Annotated in this window: 17 protein-coding genes; 5 read left to right on the forward strand and 12 right to left on the reverse strand. The window is 71.6% G+C overall.

Annotated features, from left to right (window positions below):
- Positions 1-14 precede the first annotated feature (14 nt).
- From J4E96_RS12015 to J4E96_RS12030, 4 genes are all read right to left on the reverse strand, one after another.
- Positions 15-1,031 carry a hemolysin family protein gene (locus J4E96_RS12015; protein WP_227422337.1) on the reverse strand — a complete coding sequence of 339 codons (1,017 nt, stop codon included), beginning with the start codon at positions 1,029-1,031 and terminating at the stop codon, positions 15-17.
- The gene (locus J4E96_RS12020; protein ID WP_227422338.1) at positions 1,028-2,425 is read right to left on the reverse strand and encodes a hemolysin family protein; all 1,398 of its coding nucleotides are present in this window, start codon (positions 2,423-2,425) and stop codon (positions 1,028-1,030) included. The genes J4E96_RS12015 and J4E96_RS12020 overlap by 4 nt, the downstream gene beginning before the upstream one ends.
- Positions 2,426-2,604: 179 nt before the next feature.
- Positions 2,605-2,886: a hypothetical protein gene (locus J4E96_RS12025; protein WP_227422339.1), complete on the reverse strand. Its 282-nt coding sequence runs from the start codon at positions 2,884-2,886 to the stop codon at positions 2,605-2,607.
- Between the two features lie 66 nt (positions 2,887-2,952).
- Positions 2,953-4,119 carry an AI-2E family transporter gene (locus J4E96_RS12030; protein WP_227422340.1) on the reverse strand — a complete coding sequence of 389 codons (1,167 nt, stop codon included), beginning with the start codon at positions 4,117-4,119 and terminating at the stop codon, positions 2,953-2,955.
- A 230-nt stretch (positions 4,120-4,349) separates the two neighbouring features.
- Between J4E96_RS12030 and J4E96_RS12035 the strand changes: the two genes are divergently transcribed.
- Positions 4,350-5,606 carry an APC family permease gene (locus J4E96_RS12035; protein WP_227422341.1) on the forward strand — a complete coding sequence of 419 codons (1,257 nt, stop codon included), beginning with the start codon at positions 4,350-4,352 and terminating at the stop codon, positions 5,604-5,606.
- Between the two features lie 6 nt (positions 5,607-5,612).
- On the opposite strand, the gene J4E96_RS12040 is transcribed toward J4E96_RS12035, so the two are convergent.
- Together J4E96_RS12040 and J4E96_RS12045 are read right to left on the reverse strand one after the other, a co-directional pair.
- The gene (locus tag J4E96_RS12040; RefSeq protein WP_227422342.1) at positions 5,613-7,049 is read right to left on the reverse strand and encodes a 4Fe-4S binding protein; all 1,437 of its coding nucleotides are present in this window, start codon (positions 7,047-7,049) and stop codon (positions 5,613-5,615) included.
- Between the two features lie 31 nt (positions 7,050-7,080).
- A complete protein-coding gene (locus J4E96_RS12045) occupies positions 7,081-7,572 on the reverse strand; it encodes a hypothetical protein (RefSeq protein ID WP_227422343.1) in 492 nt (163 codons plus the stop codon).
- A 311-nt stretch (positions 7,573-7,883) separates the two neighbouring features.
- Here J4E96_RS12045 and J4E96_RS12050 point away from each other — a divergent pair, with 311 nt between their 5' ends.
- Genes J4E96_RS12050 through J4E96_RS12065 form a run of 4 tightly spaced genes read left to right on the forward strand, consistent with a single transcriptional unit; the run spans position 7,884 to position 12,539 of the window.
- On the forward strand, positions 7,884-8,564 hold the full coding sequence (locus J4E96_RS12050; RefSeq protein ID WP_227422344.1) for a DUF305 domain-containing protein: 681 nt from the start codon (positions 7,884-7,886) through the stop codon (positions 8,562-8,564).
- Positions 8,561-10,615, forward strand: a complete 2,055-nt coding sequence (locus J4E96_RS12055; RefSeq protein ID WP_227422345.1) for a heavy metal translocating P-type ATPase — start codon at positions 8,561-8,563, stop codon at positions 10,613-10,615. The genes J4E96_RS12050 and J4E96_RS12055 overlap by 4 nt, the downstream gene beginning before the upstream one ends.
- Before the next feature lie 59 nt (positions 10,616-10,674).
- A complete protein-coding gene (locus J4E96_RS12060) occupies positions 10,675-11,412 on the forward strand; it encodes a response regulator transcription factor (RefSeq protein WP_227422346.1) in 738 nt (245 codons plus the stop codon).
- Positions 11,409-12,539 (forward strand): sensor histidine kinase, encoded by a 1,131-nt coding sequence (locus tag J4E96_RS12065; RefSeq protein ID WP_227422347.1) that lies wholly within the window; start codon positions 11,409-11,411, stop codon positions 12,537-12,539. Before J4E96_RS12060 ends, J4E96_RS12065 begins: the two co-directional genes overlap by 4 nt.
- A 56-nt stretch (positions 12,540-12,595) precedes the next feature.
- On the opposite strand, the gene J4E96_RS12070 is transcribed toward J4E96_RS12065, so the two are convergent.
- The 6 genes from J4E96_RS12070 to J4E96_RS12095 form a co-directional block, all read right to left on the reverse strand.
- A complete protein-coding gene (locus J4E96_RS12070; protein WP_227425746.1) occupies positions 12,596-13,069 on the reverse strand; it encodes a YdeI/OmpD-associated family protein in 474 nt (157 codons plus the stop codon).
- 120 nt (positions 13,070-13,189) lie between these two features.
- Positions 13,190-14,080 (reverse strand): tetratricopeptide repeat protein, encoded by an 891-nt coding sequence (locus J4E96_RS12075; protein WP_227422348.1) that lies wholly within the window; start codon positions 14,078-14,080, stop codon positions 13,190-13,192.
- Positions 14,077-15,177: a VWA domain-containing protein gene (locus J4E96_RS12080; RefSeq protein ID WP_227422349.1), complete on the reverse strand. Its 1,101-nt coding sequence runs from the start codon at positions 15,175-15,177 to the stop codon at positions 14,077-14,079. The genes J4E96_RS12075 and J4E96_RS12080 overlap by 4 nt, the downstream gene beginning before the upstream one ends.
- Positions 15,174-16,193 carry a vWA domain-containing protein gene (locus tag J4E96_RS12085; RefSeq protein ID WP_227422350.1) on the reverse strand — a complete coding sequence of 340 codons (1,020 nt, stop codon included), beginning with the start codon at positions 16,191-16,193 and terminating at the stop codon, positions 15,174-15,176. Before J4E96_RS12085 ends, J4E96_RS12080 begins: the two co-directional genes overlap by 4 nt.
- Complete coding sequence (locus J4E96_RS12090; protein ID WP_227422351.1) at positions 16,187-16,681, reverse strand: hypothetical protein; 495 nt, start codon at positions 16,679-16,681, stop codon at positions 16,187-16,189. Before J4E96_RS12090 ends, J4E96_RS12085 begins: the two co-directional genes overlap by 7 nt.
- Positions 16,668-17,558 carry a DUF58 domain-containing protein gene (locus tag J4E96_RS12095; protein WP_227422352.1) on the reverse strand — a complete coding sequence of 297 codons (891 nt, stop codon included), beginning with the start codon at positions 17,556-17,558 and terminating at the stop codon, positions 16,668-16,670. The genes J4E96_RS12090 and J4E96_RS12095 overlap by 14 nt, the downstream gene beginning before the upstream one ends.

A 17,558-nucleotide genomic window follows, 5' to 3' on the forward strand; every position in this document is an offset into this window, starting at 1 on the left:
CCCCGCCTCCGGCGCTAGACCGGCGAATCCGCGGGTCGCGGGAAGAGACGGCCGAGGACGTCGTTGAGGGTGATGACGCCGACGAACGCGCCGGCGTCATCGACCACGGCCAGGTGGTTGCGGGTCTCGCGCATCGCCGCGAGCGCCGCGTAGACCGGGGTTCCCGCCTGCAGGCTCAGGACCGGGCGCATGAACTCCCTGGCCGGGCGGTGGGCAGGCTCGGTCAGGGTGTCGCGCACGTGGATCACGCCCTCGAGGGCACCCACGGGTCCGACCAGGACCCGCAGATGCCCCGTCTCGCGGGTGGCGGCCTGGACCTCGGCGACGGTCGCCGCGGCCGGAACCACTGTCGGCCGGGCATCCTCGTCGAGCAGGTCGGCGATGCTCAGTCGTTGCAGGTCGAGGGCGCCCGCGACCTGGGCGGAGAACCGCGCGTCGATCGCCCCGACGTTGACCGAGTGCTCGACCAGGTGTCGCAGGTCGTCAGGGCTCTGACCCGTAGCGAGCTGATCGGCTGGCTCCACGCCGACCTTGCGCAGCGTCCAGTTCGCCATCTGGTTCAGGGCTCGCAGGACCGGTCGGGTCACCCACATGAACGCGCGCATCGGGATCGCGAGCAACGTGGCGGACGTCTCGGGGTGGGCGATGGCCCAGGACTTCGGTGCCATCTCCCCCACGACCAGGTGCAAGAACGTCACGATCATGAGCGCGAGCACGAAACCAGCGACATCGGCCGCAACCGCCCCCACCCCCCACGTCTCGAACACGGGCGTGAGCCAGTGGTGGACCGCAGGCTTGGTGATGGCACCCAACGCCAGGGTGCACGCGGTGATGCCGAGCTGGGAGCCGGCCAGCAGCAGCGTCAGCTCGGACGCGCTGCGCAGCGCGGCCCGGGCCGAGCGGCTCTCGTGGGCGGCGTCCTCGAGGCGGTGCCGCTTCGCGGCCAGGAGCGCGAACTCCACCGCGACGAAGAACGCGCTCAGCGCGATCAGGGCCACGGTGACGGCGGTGATGATCAGGGCATTGTTCATCGGGGTGCGGCCTCGCCCGGCTCGGTGGTGGGATGGGTCGGCGCTGCGGGGTCCGGCGGCACGGTCACCCGCACGACGGCAGGCACGTTGCGCTCGACGGCGAGAACCTCCACACCCATGGTCACCGGCTCGGGCTGCTCGGCCAGGGCCAGGTGCCCGGGGTCGGGCAAGAACTCCACCACGATGCAGGTGCCGACGTCCGGCAGGGCGCCGTGGGCAGCGATGACGAGACCGGCGATGGTCTCGTAGTCCCCGCGCGGCAGGTCGTGCCCGACGGCGCGCTCCACCTCGTCGATGTGCACGTCGCCCGCCATCACCCAGCGGCCATCATCGGCGACCGGGGCACGATCGGGGGTCTGCGGGTCGTGCTCGTCGGTGATCTCCCCCACCAGCTCCTCGGCGAGATCTTCGAGGGTGAGGACCCCGGCGAAGCCGCCGTACTCGTCCATCACGCACGCGAGCTGGTTCGTGCTGTCGGCCAACGTGCGCACCCCGGCGGGCAGGCTCATCGACGTCGGCACCATGATCGCGGGTCGCATGATCGAGGTGACCGGCGCGGCCTCGACCTGGGCGCCGTTGAGGATGTCCTGGAGGTGGACGACGCCGACGACCTGGTCGTCGTCGTCCAGCACCGGGTAGCGCGAGTGCCCTGTGCTCATCAGCTCCCGGACGCGGGCATTCGTATCATCGGCGCGCACTGCGTCCACTCGGGCGCGCGGGATCATCGCGTGCTCCACGGCGCGGTCGGGGAAGTCGATGATTCGGTCCAGCAGCAGGGACAGCTCCGGCGGGAGGTCCCCGCTGTCGCGGGAGTCCGCCACGATGTGCTCGAGGTCGCGCGCCGTCGCGGAGTGCTCGACGTCGTGCACGGGTTCGATCCCGAGCGCGCGCAGCAGCGCGTTCGATGCCGCGTCGAAGACGCGAATCAGCCACCCGAAGACCTTCAGGTAGACCGTCGTGGAGGTCGCCAGCCACAACGCGACCGGCTCCGGCCGGGCGATCGCGAGGTTCTTCGGGAACAGCTCACCGAAGATCATCTGCACGAACGTCGAGAACAACAGAGCGAGCACCGTGCCCACCGCGATCCCGACACCGGTGGGTACGCCCACCCCGCCGAGCCCCTCTCCGAGGGACTCCCCGATCAGGGGCTCGGCGACGTACCCGACGAGCAGTCCGGTCACCGTGATGCCGAGCTGGGCCCCAGAGAGCATGAAGGACGTGCGCCGCGTCACCGCGAGCGCTCTCGTCGCGCCCCGGTCACCGCCTGCGGCCCGAACATTGAGCCGGGACCGGTCGACCGCCATGTACGCGAACTCCTGCGCAACGAAGTACCCCGTCACCGCTGTGATCGCCAAGACGACGAGGACGCCGAGCAGCAGCGAGAGCGCCCACATCAGATTCTCCCCTTCCGGCTGGCTTCGTCGATCTCCATCACGGAAGGGCTCGTACTATCGCTGCTCATCAATCTCCAGATCGGGGACGGGTGCGACAGCACAACGAGCATCGCACTCCGACGGTTCCCAGCCAGCACTTCAGGTACGAGCCCCCGACGGCGCGGTTCGCGGCTTGCCGGCTACGGGCTGAGGTGAGTGGCCATCAGCCCAAGAGCGACGACGAACGTGGTGGCGGCCCCGAGAACGATGCCGGCGGCCGCGGACGCGAACCTGGTCGCGCGGCCCGTCTCGTATCGCCGAATGCCCACGATGCCAAGGGCGACGGCGAGGATCGCCGCCGCAACGGCGACGACATCACCGATCACGGGGACGAAGGACGCCGCAATCGCCACGAGGCCTGCGGCCAGCGCACGCTCGCCGAACGGGTCGTGACGATGAGGCGGGCGACGCTCCTCGTCCATCACGGCCTTCCGATCGCGGGTCGACTCCGGCTGCAATGAGCGCAACGGTCTCACACCAGCGTCGGGCTAGACGGCTTCCTGCCGCTTCTTCCGCGCGAACCGGGCGGGGAGGTCCGGGCCGTCCCACACCTGGACCGCCCGCCAGATCGAGGCCGCGATCGGTACGGCCAGCACTGCTCCGGTCAGCCCGGCGAGCACCGTGCCGGCGGTGAGCGCGATGAGGATGACGAGGGGGTGCAGGCGCAGCGTTCGCCCCATGACCACGGGCTGGAGGAAGTCACCTTCGAGCTGGTTCACCACGACGACGATCGCGACCACGACGAGCGCCTCGACCGGGCCCACCGCGACGAGGGCGACCAGGGCGGCGAGGATGCCGGCGACGGTCGCACCGACGAGCGGGATGAACGCCAGCAGGAACACCAGGACGGACAGCGGGAGCAGCAGCGGCACGCCGACGATCGCGAGCCCGATGCCGATGGCGACCGCATCCACCGCCGCGACGATCGCCGTCCCGCGGATGTACCCGCCGAGGGTGCGGACCGTCGCGTTGCCGATGCGCTTGCCGCGTTCGTAGCGGCGGCCTTCGTACGGGCGCAGGAGGAACTCCCACAGCTGCGGACCGTCCTTGAGGAAGAAGAACAGCACGACGATCATGATGAAGAACCCGGCGACGAAGTCGACCGTCTGCGACACGCCCGCGATCGCACCCGAGCCCACCGCGTCCGACCGCAGCAGACCGGCGACGGACTCCTGCACGGACTGGATCTGTTCCGCGGTGATCTCGAACGGCAGCCCCTGGATGGAGCCTTGCAGCTCGTCGAAGCCATCCAACGCCTGGTCGCGCAGGTCCCCCCACTGGTTCACGACGGCGCCGACGACCAGCCACAGGACCCCAGAGAGCAGGACGACGAGGGTGGCCAACGCGATCCACGTCGCCACCAGCCGCGGCAGTCCCTTGCGGCGCAGGAACGACACCAGCGGCGAGATCGCCGCCGCGAGCACGAGAGCGATGAGCACCGGGATGACGATGAGAGTCAGCTGCGTCACCGCGAGCACACACACGGCCACGACCGCCAGCACGGCCAGCACCTGCAACGATCGCGTTCCCACCCGACCGAACCCGTCCGCCCACAGCGACGCGGCACTGTGCACGGAACCCGGCGACGCCTCGGGCGGCGGGACAGCGGCTGACGAGCGCACGCTCTGCGCTGACCGGCGAGCGAACACAGCCATGGGCACCTCCCACTGTCACGGACCGGCGGCTGCCGAAGTCCCCGACCGTACTGCGAGGTGGCGACTTCCGCGCGCCGCGGCAGGGCGCTTCGTCCAGCACCTGCTGGCACACTGCATCACCTCCCCCACGGGCGTAGAAGGGACGGCATGGCCGCAACGATGGTGGCGCACGCAGAGCCTGCGGCTGGATCAGGTGCCGGCCGATCTGGTGCGCAACGAACGCCGGACCAATGAGCGATCAGGGCGGACTTGCCCGTCGTCTGGGCACCGGCGACGCGGTCGTCATCGGTATGGGCTCGATGATCGGCGCTGGTGTGTTCGTCGCGTTCGCGCCGGCGGCGCGGGCCGCGGGCGCGGGGCTGCTCCTCGGCCTTGCGGTGGCGGCAGCAGTGGCGTACGCGAATGCGACCGCATCGGCGCAGCTCGCCGCCCAGTACCCGACCTCCGGCGGGACGTACGTCTACGGCCGCGAGCGCCTCGGCCCGTGGTGGGGCTTTCTGGCGGGGTGGAGCTTCGTGATCGGCAAGACGGCGAGCTGCGCGGCGATGGCCTTGACGTTCGCCGCCTATGCCGCCCCTGCGGCGTGGGCCAAGCCCGTGGCCGTGGCGGCCGTGGTGGGCCTGGCGACGGTCAACTACCGCGGCGTGACCCGCACGGCTCGGCTGGCCCGCGTCATCGTGGCCGTTGTGCTCGCCGCCCTGGCCGTCGTGATCCTCGCAGGGCTGTTCGGCGCGGAGCCTCGCTGGGCGCAGGTCACCGTCTGGAGCAGCGGCAGCGGAGGCTGGTACGGCGTGCTGCAGTCGGCTGGCCTGCTGTTCTTCGCGTTCGCGGGCTACGCACGAATCGCGACCCTCGGCGAGGAGGTGCGTGATCCGGCGTCGACCATCCCCCGCGCGATCCAGATCGCGCTCGGCGTCACGGTCGTGGTGTACGCGAGCATCGCCGTCACGCTGCTCACGGTGCTCGGACCTGCCGGGATCGCAGCCACCTCCGCACCTCTCGCCTCGGCAGTCGACGCGAGCACCTGGACCTGGGCGGGACCCGTGGTCCGGATCGGCAGTGCGACGGCCGCGCTGGGGGCGTTGCTCGCGCTCATCGCCGGTGTCGGTCGCACCGAGCTGGCGATGGCGCGCACGGGGGATCTGCCGCGGTGGTTGGCGGCCGTCCACCCGCGGTACGGCGTGCCGCACCACGCGGAGATCGCCCTTGCCGCAGCCGTCTGCCTGCTGGTCCTGACCGTGGACCTGCGAGGTGCCATCGGCTTCTCCTCCGTCGGGGTGCTCCTGTACTACCTCGTCGCCAACCTCGCCGCCTTCACCCAAGCTCCCGAGCACCGCCGATTTCCGCGGGCACTGCAGGGCTTCGGCGCGCTTGGCTGCGTCGCGCTCGTCGCGACCTTGCCACCACCATCCGTCCTTGCCGGGATCGGCGTGCTCCTCGTCGGGCTGCTGTACCGAGCGTGGCGCCTGCGCCGCGAACCGCCCTGATCGGCATCACATCCGCATGGCCATCGGGAGCACGAACAAGTAGATGTTCAGGGCCCCGAGCAGGCCGATGATCGTGACGTACGGGGCGAGGGTGGCGCGTCGTCGAGCGAGGGTCTGATACCGACGATGGGTGATGCGCCGCGCGGTGTAGAGCGACCCGGCGACGCCGAGTGCGAGCAGGGCGAACTGCAGGATCTGGATGGTGCCGGCGCCCACCAGCGCGGTGGAGCCGCCGTCGGACTCGCCCCCGAGCATCGCGGTGAGCGTGTAGAAGACCGACTTGCCCTCAGCGAGCAGGTGGAAGAGGTTGTGCGCGATGTGGGCCGCGACGTCGAGCGGGATCAGGGCGTAGCCGAAGCGGGCGAAGTTCATCCGGGTGCTCTCGAGGTTGCGCGCCGAGGCGAACCAGGACGCGCCGGCGAGCAGGCCGACGGGGAGGCCGACGGCGACAACGAACGCGGCGGTGAAGATGACCGGGTAGCTCGTCACCCCGGTGGTTCGCTCGATGGCGCCGAGCACGTCCTGCCACACCTCGAGCATCGTGACGTTCTGGATGAGGACGATGCCCATGATCGCCGCGGCGAGGAAGGACTGCTCGAGCTGGGGCTTGCGGATGAACCACAGCTCGCTCGCGGGCTTGCGGACGCGGAGCTGGATCGCGTCGTTGGGGCAGGACTTGATGCAGTTGGCGCACAGGTTGCAGTTGGCGCTGTCGTCCATGGTGCGGGGGAAGCTGAACAAGGGGCAGCCCGCAACCTTCTCGTTGCCGTTGTAGCAGACGGCCCGGGCGGTGCAGGTCGTGCAGATCGCGTTGTCGGCACGGAGCTCGACCATGCCGACGCGGGCGTAGTTGCCGGCCATGCCGCCGAGGAAGCACAGGTAGCGGCAGAAGGTGCGGCGTTGGAAGAACGCGCCGGAGGCGATGACGAGGGTGGTGAGGATGAGCAGCAGCACTCCGGAGCCCCAGGGAGACTCCACGACACCCCAGACGTGGTCAGACCAGGTGATGATCAGGAACGAGGCGTCGATGATCCAGACGCCGTACCTCTTGAGGAACACCGGGACCGGGCGCCGCGCACCGACCATCTTCTGGACGAGGTCGGACAGTGCTCCGAACGGGCACACGGCGCACCAGAAGCGGCCGACCAGGACGAACACGATGGGGATGAGTGGCCACCACAGCACCCACATCAGTGCGGTGCCGGGGTTGTCGTGGGCAGCGTCGGGTCCCAGCAGCAGCTGGTAGGCGACCAGGCCGAACACGGCGGCGATCGGTACCTGCAGGATGCCGGGGTACCAGCGGCTGCGCAGCGCCCGCCGCACCATGGGGATCGCCAGCAGATCGCGGCCCGCCGGCATCGGGGGGAGATCGGGGGTGGCATCGGGGTCGACGCCGCGGTCAGGAGCGGGGTCGCCTGGTCGGGTGGCAACAGGAGCGGGCATCGGTGGTCCTCGGATTCTTGGAGGGCGGTGGTCAGGCGGGGGTCGGCGCGCTCGGGCGAGCGACCCGCCGGCGACCGGGTCGGGCGAGGCTGCGCCGGCGGACGAAGGCCGCGGACAGGAGAACTGCAGCGTTGACCGCCGCGAAGGTGCTCAGCACGAGGCCCCGCGGTCGAGACACGGCGCTCTCATGCTCGTCTGCGTCCGTGTCCTGCGCGGGCGACGTCATCCCCTCCATGTCGTGCCCGGGCGGCTCTGTCACGGGCTGCTGCTCTGGCGGAACGTCGTGAGCGGGCATGTCCTCGGCCGGCATATCCATCCCCGGCATCGGGTCGTCGCTCGGGTCTGCGTCGGACGAGACCCGGGTGGGGGTCGGGGCCCAAGCGACCTGGAGCTGCGCGGTCGCTGTGGTGGCGAGCCCAGCAGTCAGCATCGTGGCGAGCCCGACGATCGCGACGGCACGGACCGGACGCGGGTGCATGGGGTGCGTGCGGGGCGTCCTCGTCATCGCGTGCGTGGTGGTCATCGCGCGGCTCCTCCAGAAGTTGGTGGGGGTCGATGACGTGGCTCGTTCACCGCCCTCGATGCGCTGAACGTAGGTCGCACATCTGCCCCGAGACCGGGACTACGGGGTTCCGGAGGCCGTTCTTCAACGAACCTTTATGTCGACGCCGCGACGCCCCGTCGGCTTCATCGGATCTTCATCGAATCTCGACCGTGCGCGCGGGGTTGCTGAACGACCGTGGACCGTCCCGATGCGCGGACGATCCCGCCGCGCCGCTTCGCCTGACCCGACGAGCCGAGCCCTGGGTCGACCTGAGCCTTGGAGAATCGCACATGGACCGCAGAACCCTCGCGAGCATCGTCGGCGGCGCACTCGTCCTGGCCGTGGCCTTGTCATCCTGCGCGGGCGGCAGCAGCGAACCCGCCGCTGGCGGCGGCTCGACCAGCACGGCGCCGCAGACCTCGGCGACACCAGCGCTCGTCGACGACACCCGAAACGCCGTCGACGTCGAGTTCACCCAGAACATGGTCGTCCACCATGAAGGTGCGATCCTGATGGCCAACATGGCCTCCCGCATGGCCAGCAGCTCGCAGGTGAAGGCGCTGGGTGAGCGGATCAGCGCCGCGCAGGAGCCCGAGATCGTCACGATGAAGTCCTGGCTGGTGGAATGGGGCGAGCAGAGCGCGGCCGAGGTCGACATGGACGGGATGGACATGGGCGGCATGGACATGGGCGGCATGGACATGGGCGGCATGAGCCAGGACGACGCGATGGCCGACCTCAAGTCCGTTGACGGGACGGCCTTCGACCGGCGCTTCCTCGAGCTCATGATCGAGCACCACCGCGGCGCCTTGGCGATGACTGCCACCGAGCTCGCGGCGGGCACCAACCCTCAGGCGCGTGCTCTCGCCCAGGTGATCAGCGACGCGCAGACCGTCGAGATCACCGAGATGGACCAGCTCCTCCAGACCCTCCCGATCATCGACGAGCGGAGCGAGGAGGCGAGGCCGTGAGAGCCGAGCCCGGCCACGCCGCGATGAACGAGGCGGCCATGGAGGGCATGTCGTTGGACGACATGGTCCGGGACCTGCGGCGCCGGTTCCTTGTCGCGGCCCTGTTGTCGGTGCCGATCGTGCTGTGGTCCCCCATCGGACGCGAGGTCCTCGGCTTCACGGCCCAGGCACCGTTCGGCCTGCGTGACGATGCCTTCTCCCTGCTCCTGTCCGTGCCGGTGATCTTCTATGCGGCGTGGATCTTCTTCGTTGGGGCGGTCCACGCGCTGCGCGCGAGGACGCTGGACATGATGGTGCTCGTCGCGGTCGGTGTCGGTACCGGGTGGACCTACAGCGCCGTCGTCACCCTCACCGGTGGTGGCGAGGTGTTCTACGAGGCGGCCAGCGTGCTGGCGACCTTTGTGCTGCTCGGGCACTGGCTCGAGATGCGGGCGCGCGGGGGCGCCAACACCGCGGTCCGGACCCTGCTCGAGCTGGCCCCCGCGACGGCCCTCGTCGTCCGCGACGGCGAACCGGTCGAGGTGCCCACGGGCGAGGTGGCGGTCGGCGATCTGCTGCTCGTGCGCCCCGGCGCTCGCGTGCCGGTGGACGCGGTCGTGACCGACGGCGAGTCGGACGTCGACGAGTCGATGGTGACCGGTGAGTCCTTGCCGGTCTCCAAGGCGCCTGGCTCGAAGGTCATCGGTGCCTCCATCAACACGACCGGGTCGTTGCGTGTGCGCGCGACGAGCGTGGGCGCCGACACCGCGCTGGCACGGATCGTCCTGCTGGTGCAGGAAGCGCAGAGCTCCAAAGCGCCCGGGCAGCGGCTGGCGGACCGCGCGGCGTTCTGGCTGGTTCTGGTCGCGCTCGTCGGTGGTGCTGCCACGTTCGCGCTCTGGCTGGCCGCGGGCGAGAGCGCGCAGACCGCGATGCTGTTCGCGATCACGGTCGTGGTGATCACGTGCCCGGACGCGCTCGGGTTGGCCACGCCGACGGCGATCATGGTCGGCACCGGCCTAGGGGCCAGCCGCGGGGTGCTGTTCAAGAACGCGACGGCACTGGAGACCTCGGCGCGGATCGACACAGTCGTGATGGACAAGACCGGCACCCTCACGCGAGGCACCCCAGCGGTGACCGACGTCGTGGCCTCCGGGATGACCGAGACCGAGATGCTGACCCTGGCCGCCGCCGTCGAGCGCGAGTCGCAGCACCCGCTCGCCCGGGCCATCGTGGCGCTCGCGGACGAGCGCGACCTTGAGAGGCTGGCTGCGACCGGCTTCCGCGACGTGCCCGGCCAGGGCAGCTCCGCGCAGGTCGATCGACGCCGCCTCCTGGTCGGCAACCGGCGCCTCATGAGCGCCGAGAGCGTCGCCCTCGACACGATGGGGGCGCGCCACGACGACCTGGCGGCCCAGGGCCGCACCGTGGTGCTCATCGCCGTCGACGGGCGTGCGGTCGGCGTGATCGCCCTGGCGGACGCGCCGCGGGCGACCGCCGCGGCGGCGGTCGACGCGTTGCACCGCGCGGGCATCGCCGTCGTCATGCTCACCGGCGACAACGAGGCGACCGCCCGGAGGATCGCCGCTCAGCTCGGGATCGACACAGTGATCGCGGAGGTCCTGCCAGCAGACAAGGCCGCCGCGATCGCCGGGCTGCAGCAGGCCGGTCAGCGTGTGGCGATGGTCGGGGACGGCGTCAACGACGCCCCCGCCCTGGCCACGGCCGATCTTGGCGTTGCCATCGGCGCGGGGACCGACGTCGCCATCGAGACCGCCGACGTCGTCCTGATGCGCTCAGACCCGCTCGATGTCCCCGTGGCGCTGCGCATCGGCGCTGGCACGCGGCGCACGATGCGGCAGAACCTGGGGTGGGCCATCGGGTACAACGCGATCGCGCTACCGATCGCGGCTGGCGTGTTCGCGCCCGCGTTCGGGTTGGTGCTGCGACCGGAGATCGCGGCACTGACGATGTCCGGGTCGTCGCTGATCGTCGCGGTTAACGCGCTGTTCCTCAAGCGGCTGCGGCTACCCGCCCGTGAACAGGTCGAATCCCTGACAACGGTGCACTGATCGGATCCGTCGCGTCGCCGGCAGACGTCCCCCGTCGCGGCGGGCGTCAGGATGGGCACATGTCTGTTCCTGCGGCCGAGCCCCGAATCCCCCACACCGGCGGGCCACGCGTGCTCGTCGTGGACGACGAGGTTCCCCTGGCGCGACTCGTCGCCGGGTACCTGCGCAGGGACGGCTTCGAGGTCGAGACCGTCGCCGACGGCGAGGGGGCGATCGCACGCGCCCGTGCCTGGCGGCCCGCGGTGATCGTGCTCGACCTGGGGCTGCCCGGCGTCGACGGCACTGAGGTGTGCCGCGCGGTGCGGGCCTTCTCCGACTGCTACATCGTCATGCTCACCGCCCGGGTCGACGAGATCGACAAGCTCGTGGGCCTGTCCGTGGGGGCCGACGACTACCTCACCAAACCCTTCAGCCCCCGCGAGCTGGTCGCCCGCGTGCGCGCCATGCTGCGCCGGCCGCGCCTGGATGCCGCAGAAGCGGCACCGGAGCTGCCGATCAGCAGGTTCGGGGAGCTGTCGGTCGACGTCGTCGGCCGCGAAGTTCGGGTCGCGGGAGCGCCGGTGTCGCTCACCAAGACGGAGTTCGACATCCTTGCGGCGCTCGCGGCCCGCCCGGGCATGGTGTTCACCAGAGGCCAGCTCATCGAGGCGGTCTGGGGCGGGGTCTGGCTCGGGGACGAGCACCTGGTTGACGTCCACATCGGCCACGTACGCCGCAAGCTGGGAGACGACCCCGCGGCGCCAGTGTTCATCCGGACCGTTCGAGGAGTGGGGTATCGGATGGGGCTGGGCCGATGAGCCGCGCCTGGCCCACCATCACACGCGGCCTCCGCACGCGGCTGTTGTTCTCGATCGCCGTCGTGGTGATCATCGGGGGCGCGACCGCGTGGTTCGTGGTCGTCGGCGTCGGACCCGCGATCTTCCACGACCACATGGTCCACCTCGGGGGCGCAAGCGAATCCGCGACCCTGCACGCCGAGCAAGCGTTCCGCACCGCGTCCGCGCTCTCGCTCGCGCTCGCCCTCGCGGCAGCGCTACTGACCTCCGTCGCGGTGAGCTTCCTCCTGACCCGTCGCATCACCCGGTCCCTGGCACCCGTCACTGAGGCGGCCGGGCGCGTCGCCGACGGCGACTACTCCGCCCGGGTGCCGCCGGTGGGGATGGGCGCCGAGTTCGACGACTTGGCCACGGCGTTCAACACGATGGCCGGCGACCTCGGCCGCGTCGAGGCGAGCCGCTCGCGGCTGCTCGGCGACCTCGCTCACGAGATGCGTACCCCCGTCGCCACCCTCGGCGCCTACTTGGAAGCGATATCCGACGGCTTCGAGCACGCCGACGCGCCAACGTTGGCCATGCTCCGCGATCAGGTCGCCCGGTTGTCGCGGCTGGGCGAGGACATCGCCTTGGTCACCACAGCCGAGGAGGGCCGACTGACGATGCGCCGCACGACGCTGAGCGTCACGCAGATCGTCGCCAGCGCCACCGCCCAGGCCGCCGGCCGCTACACCACGCGCGGAGTGGATCTCGTCGTCCGCGTGGCACCCGCCGCCGTATCCGCACGTGTGGACGCCGACCGGGACCGGATCGCCCAGGTGCTGACCAACCTGCTCGACAACGCGCTGCGCCACACCGCCGCCGACGGCCGGGTCGACGTGATGGTCGACGTGGTGGGCGAGGCGGTCCGCCTCGTGGTGGCCGACGACGGCGACGGCATCGCGCGCGAGCACCTCCCGTACGTGTTCGACCGGTTCTATCGGATCGACTCCGCCCGCGACCGGGGCCACGGTGGATCCGGAATCGGCCTCGCGATCGCCAAGGTCGTCACCGAGGCACACGGCGGAACCATCACGGCGCACAGCGACGGCTTGCGCCGTGGTGCGGTGTTCACGGTCGCCCTTCCGCTCGCGCCGGCTACCGGGACCTAGGTGCAACCTCCGCGCGGGCGAACAGCGATCATGCGCGAGTGACGACGGTCGTGGCTCTACCCGGGGGGACGTTCCTTCTTGCCCGCCTTCAAGAGGTCGACCATCTCCACGATTCGCGGGGCCCGTAGCTCAGGCCGTCGCTTGGTGGCGTCGATCCAGGTGAGAAACGCCTTCCGGTAGAACTGGGCCAGTCCGTCGAAGAACAGTCCGGCCGCCGGCTCTGCCTCGAGTGCCTCGAGGACGTCCGGCGCGAGGTCCCCCCGCTGGGGACCCTCCGGTACCAGGATGACCGAGACCTGGTCACCGGCTCGCACACCACAGTCACGCCGCCACGCCGCGCCCAGCACGATTCCTGGCCCGCCGTCGTAGCTCTCGATGACGCCGCGCACCCCCCTGCCAGCTACCGTGCCGGCAACATGGTGGGCCGACTTGTGCCCCCACGCGTCGTCCGGATCGAAGGGGATCGGAACGATCACGCGACCTCGGTCGCTCTCGACAACGGTCACGGTGAACCGACGTGGTACCGACATCGCCACATCGTCGCACCGGTAGGCCACTGACGACGTCCCTGGCAGGCTGACCACGGCCCCGGCCGCGATCAAGTGAGCGCGGGTGCAGCGGCAGGCCGAGAGCCCGGGCACACCACACGGTCACCAGTTCTGGCTCGAACCACCGCCGCCCTCGCCGTCGCCGTCCTCGTCGGCCTCCTCCTGGAGCTCCTGCTCGCGCCCGTTGGCCGCCTCGGCGTTGCGCTCGGCGAGGTCGGCCTGGCGCGCCGCCTCCAGCTCTTCGGGCGTCCCGGTCGGTGCGGGCTCGGGTTCGGGCTGGTCATCCGGGTCGACGGCCGCGGCGGCCGCCTCCTGCTCCTTCTCGTCGAGCCGGCCCTGCGCCGCGTCGCTCGCGGACGACGCCGCCGACGACTGGCTCTCGCAGCCCGGCAGCGCGCGCAGATCCGTGGCGTCGGAGTACAGGTCCGCGGCGAAGTCGAAGTCGCTGCGGGCCCAGTCCTCGAGCTCGTCGGGGTCCCGCTCGGTGCCGTCCCCGTAGGGGTCGAGGACCTCGTCGTCGTACGGCTCGCCGGCATCGCGTGCCGCCAGGGCGACGCGCACCTCGGCGGCCTCGAGGACCCGGCGGTCGGCACTGGCGACGACATCGTCACCCGCCGCCTCGTTCGCCAGCGCCAGGTTGGTCTGGACCATGCACAGCGCGTCGTCGGGCGCGAGCTCGAGCGCCCGCTCGAGGTCGTCCAGCGCCGACCAGTTCTGCTCGGACAGGTAGTAGGCGGTCCCGGAGTCGAAGTACGCCTTCCACCGCTCGACGGGCGGGAAGCCGTGCAGGCGGGCGTAGTGCGGCGCCGCGAGCCGGTACTCCCCCGCGTCGTACTCGGCGCCGGCCGCCGAGACGGTCGCCGGTGCCGTGATCAGGCGCAGGCCGAACACGAGCGCGGTGCCCCACAGCGGGGCGGTCGCCAGCAGCAGGCGCCGACGCCGGCGGCGCCGGAGCGCGTCGGGTGTGCGGGGCGGCTTGGTGCGTCGGCTCACGGCGCTGACCTCCGGGTACGCGGACCCCGGGCACGGCCGCGGCGGGTCGCGGCGCCCCACGCCTCGCCGGCGAGCAGCACGACGGCAAGCGCGGCGAACGGCCAGGTCAGGTCCGAGTACGTGGTCACGTCGCGGCGGCCGTCCGCCGCGAGCTGGTCGGGATCGACGCCTGCGACGATCGACGCGGTCTCGGCCGGGCCGGTGCGGTGCACGTACGCCACCCCGAGCTGGTCGGCGGTCGCCTGCAGCGTGGCCTCGTCGAGGCGTGAGAGGGCGTCGCTCTCGCCGTCCTGGATGTACGGCGCGTCCGGGTCGAGGACGAACGCGCCGTCGTAGGACCGCATCCGTCCGCCCGCCTCGGTCCCGTAGCCGAGGACCGCGCCGCCGTCGACGAGCGGGGCCAGGTCCGCGTACGACGCGGGCTCGCCGTCGGCCGTCTGCTCGCCGTCGGACAGGAAGAACACGAGCCGCACGTGCGACGGGTTGCGGTCGGCCGCGCCCGCGAGGGCCGACCTGAGCGCCGCGAGCGGCCGGTCGGTCAGCGAGCCCTGCGAGTACGCCGTGATCTCCTGCCGCACGGTCTGCGCCCAGGTCCCGACCGCTCGCGCGTCGCTCGTCAGCGGCAGCTGGCGGCTCGCCTGACTGTCGAACGTCAGCACCGAGTAGCGCGCACCGGGGACGTCGGCGACGAGGCTGACGACGTCGGCGCGCGCCCCGTCGAGACGCGTGCCGCCCGCCGCGAGCTCCCCGTCGCCCGCAGTCGCGGCGGCGACGTCCGCGTCCGCGTCGGCGACGCCCGTGCCCCAGTCCTCGGCCGCCATCGACCCGGTCCGGTCGACGACGAAGAACATCTCGACGTCGACGCCCGCCGCGTCCTCCTGGCTCGTCGCCGTCGCGGGGCACAGCCCGATGACGGCGACGACGGCGACGAGCGCGGCGCGGCGAATCCACGCGAGCCGTGTCGCGCCGTCGGCCGGACCCGCTCGGCCAGCAGCGCCCGAGCGCCCAGAGCGGACCGCCTGGACGACCGCCAGCACGAGCACGGGTCCGAGCGTTGCCATGAGCGCCCAGAGCGGCCAGATCATCCGCAGCGTCATGAGCGCAGCCTCCATCGCAGCAGCACGAGCGCGACGACCGAGACGACGAGGATGGCGAACCAGGGCTCAGGGCGGTCGGTATCGACGATCTCGGGCGCGGCGTCGAGGTCGACGGCCTGCTGGGCCTGGATGTCGGCGACGATCCCCGCGATCGCGGCGGGATCGTCCGCGGTGAAGTACAGCCCGTCCACCGCGAGGACCTCCTCGCGATACTCGGACTCCTGCGGCCCCCCGCGCAGGTCGTCCTCGCCGCCGAACAGCCCGACGAGCGAGACGTCGCGACCGTCGACAAGCTCGACGGCCTGCGGCAGCGTGTACAGCGGCTCGCCCGACACATAGTTGTCGGTCGCCAGGATGATCGAGCGCGACCGGTCGGTGGCCTGCTCGTCGAACTGCAGCGCGCACGCCGCGAGGCCGTCGCCGATGAGCGACGCCTCGTCGGGGATGCCGGCGGTCCCCGCGAGGAACGCCAGCAGCCGGTCGAACTCGGCCATCTGGTCGGCGTCCTCGTAGTCGACCGAGTCGAAGTCGAACGCGAGGGCCCCGGACGCCTCGTTCAGCTCCTCGAGCGCGAGCGTGTAGTCGTCGGTCAGGGGAAAGACCGTGCGTGACGTCGAGTCGAACACCGACAGCGCGATCCGCTCCCCCGCGAAGCTGTCGACGAGCGTCGCGAAGGTCTCCACGATCGCGGTGTCGAACGGGATCATCGAGCCGGACACGTCGAGGCACAGGACGATGTCGCGGCTCCCGAGCCGCTCGACGCGGACCTCGCGCTCGACCGGCCGCGCGGCGATCACCCCGGCGCTGAGCGCGGCCGCGACCAGAGAGACAGCCGCGACGACCCGCAGCGTCCGGTAGCGGCGCAGCCACCGGCGCACCTGTGGCACCTGCGCGACCCAGGCCGAGCCCGAGACCGGGAGCGCACCGCGGCCCGGGCCTCGCCGGCGGGCGAGGAGCCAGGCGACGGCGACGATCACGACGAGACCGAGCGCGGCCGGCCACATGAGCGTCACCACGTGTCGATCACCTCCCGGGCCCGGTCGGTCGACGCGCTGACCGTGCGCTTCGAGCGCGGCGCGAACGCCCCCGGGGAGAGCCTGTCGAGCAGCGCGCTCATCCGGATCGCACCCCCGAGCGCTCGCACCTCGCGCACGGTCAGCACGGTCATGTCGACCCCCATGCGGGCGGTGCCGAACGACCGGGCGATCACGCTGAGCTCGAGGTGCGCGTCGCGGCTCGAGATCGCGCCCGCCTTGCTGCGGCGCGCGACGTCGTCGAGGCGGGCCAGATGCGCGTCGCGCAGCGCGCGGTACGGGTCGACGCGCGCGCGGGACGGAGCGTCGGCGGGCTTCGTGGCGTCGACGACGACGTCGGTCGGCGCAGCGCGGCGGGTGCGCCAGACGACCAGGACGAACCACGCGACGACGAGCAGCAGGAGCAGCGCTCCGAGCGCGGGCACCCACCACGAGTACGCGACGGGCGGGTACAGCTCATCGGAGGGCATGGCGCCGCTGTCCGAGCATCGAGATGAGCTGGATGAGTGCGTCGTCGGTCCCGGCCATGACGACCCCGAGGACCCGCGCGTCCCGCAGCACGCCCGCGGCGCGCGCCCGGCGCTCGGCGCGCGCGTCAGTGACGGCCCGTTCGAGGCCGCGGCGTCCACGCAGGAACGCGGGCCACGAGCGCCCGTCCTCGACGTCCTGCGCGTGCGCCCCGGTCGGGTCGGCGTTCGCGACGGCGAGGACGAGCACCTCGTGCCGCGTGCGCAAGAGCCGGAGCGTCTGCGCGTGCTCGGGCCCGGGACGCTCCTCGTCGGTGACGAGCACGACGAGCGAGCGTCGGGGGAAGAGCGTGAGGACGCGCTCGACGAGCCGGTCGAGGTCGCCCGCGGGCGCCGCGCCGTCGTAGGCCTCCTCGAGGCGGCGCAGGACGAGCTCGAGGTGCGCGCTGCCACCGCGCGCGGGCAGGAGCACGGTGCGCTCCGCGTCGACCGCCACCAGGCCGACGCGGTCGCCGCGGTCGTGCGCGACGAACGCGAGGACCGCTGCCGCGAAGCCGGCGACCTCGGCCTTGGGCTCGCCGCTCGCTGCGGTCGCCGACATCGCGATCCCGGTGTCGACCGCGAGGATCACGTCGAGGTTGTTCTGCCGGACGTACCGCTTGATGATCGGGATGCCGGAGCGCGCGCTCGACTTCCAGTCGATGTCGCCCACGTCGTCGCCCGGGGAGTACAGCGACAGGTCGTCGAAGTCCTGGCCCTGGCCCCGGTAGATCGACAGGTGCCGACCGTCGAGCAGGCCGACCGCGCGCTGGTTGAACGGCAGCTCGAGCCGGGCGCGGATCTGCGCGAGCCGCGAGACGTCGGGCCGGTGACCGGGCAC

It is taken from the genome of Pengzhenrongella sicca, assembly GCF_017569225.1.
GTDB lineage: Bacteria > Actinomycetota > Actinomycetes > Actinomycetales > Cellulomonadaceae > Pengzhenrongella > Pengzhenrongella sicca.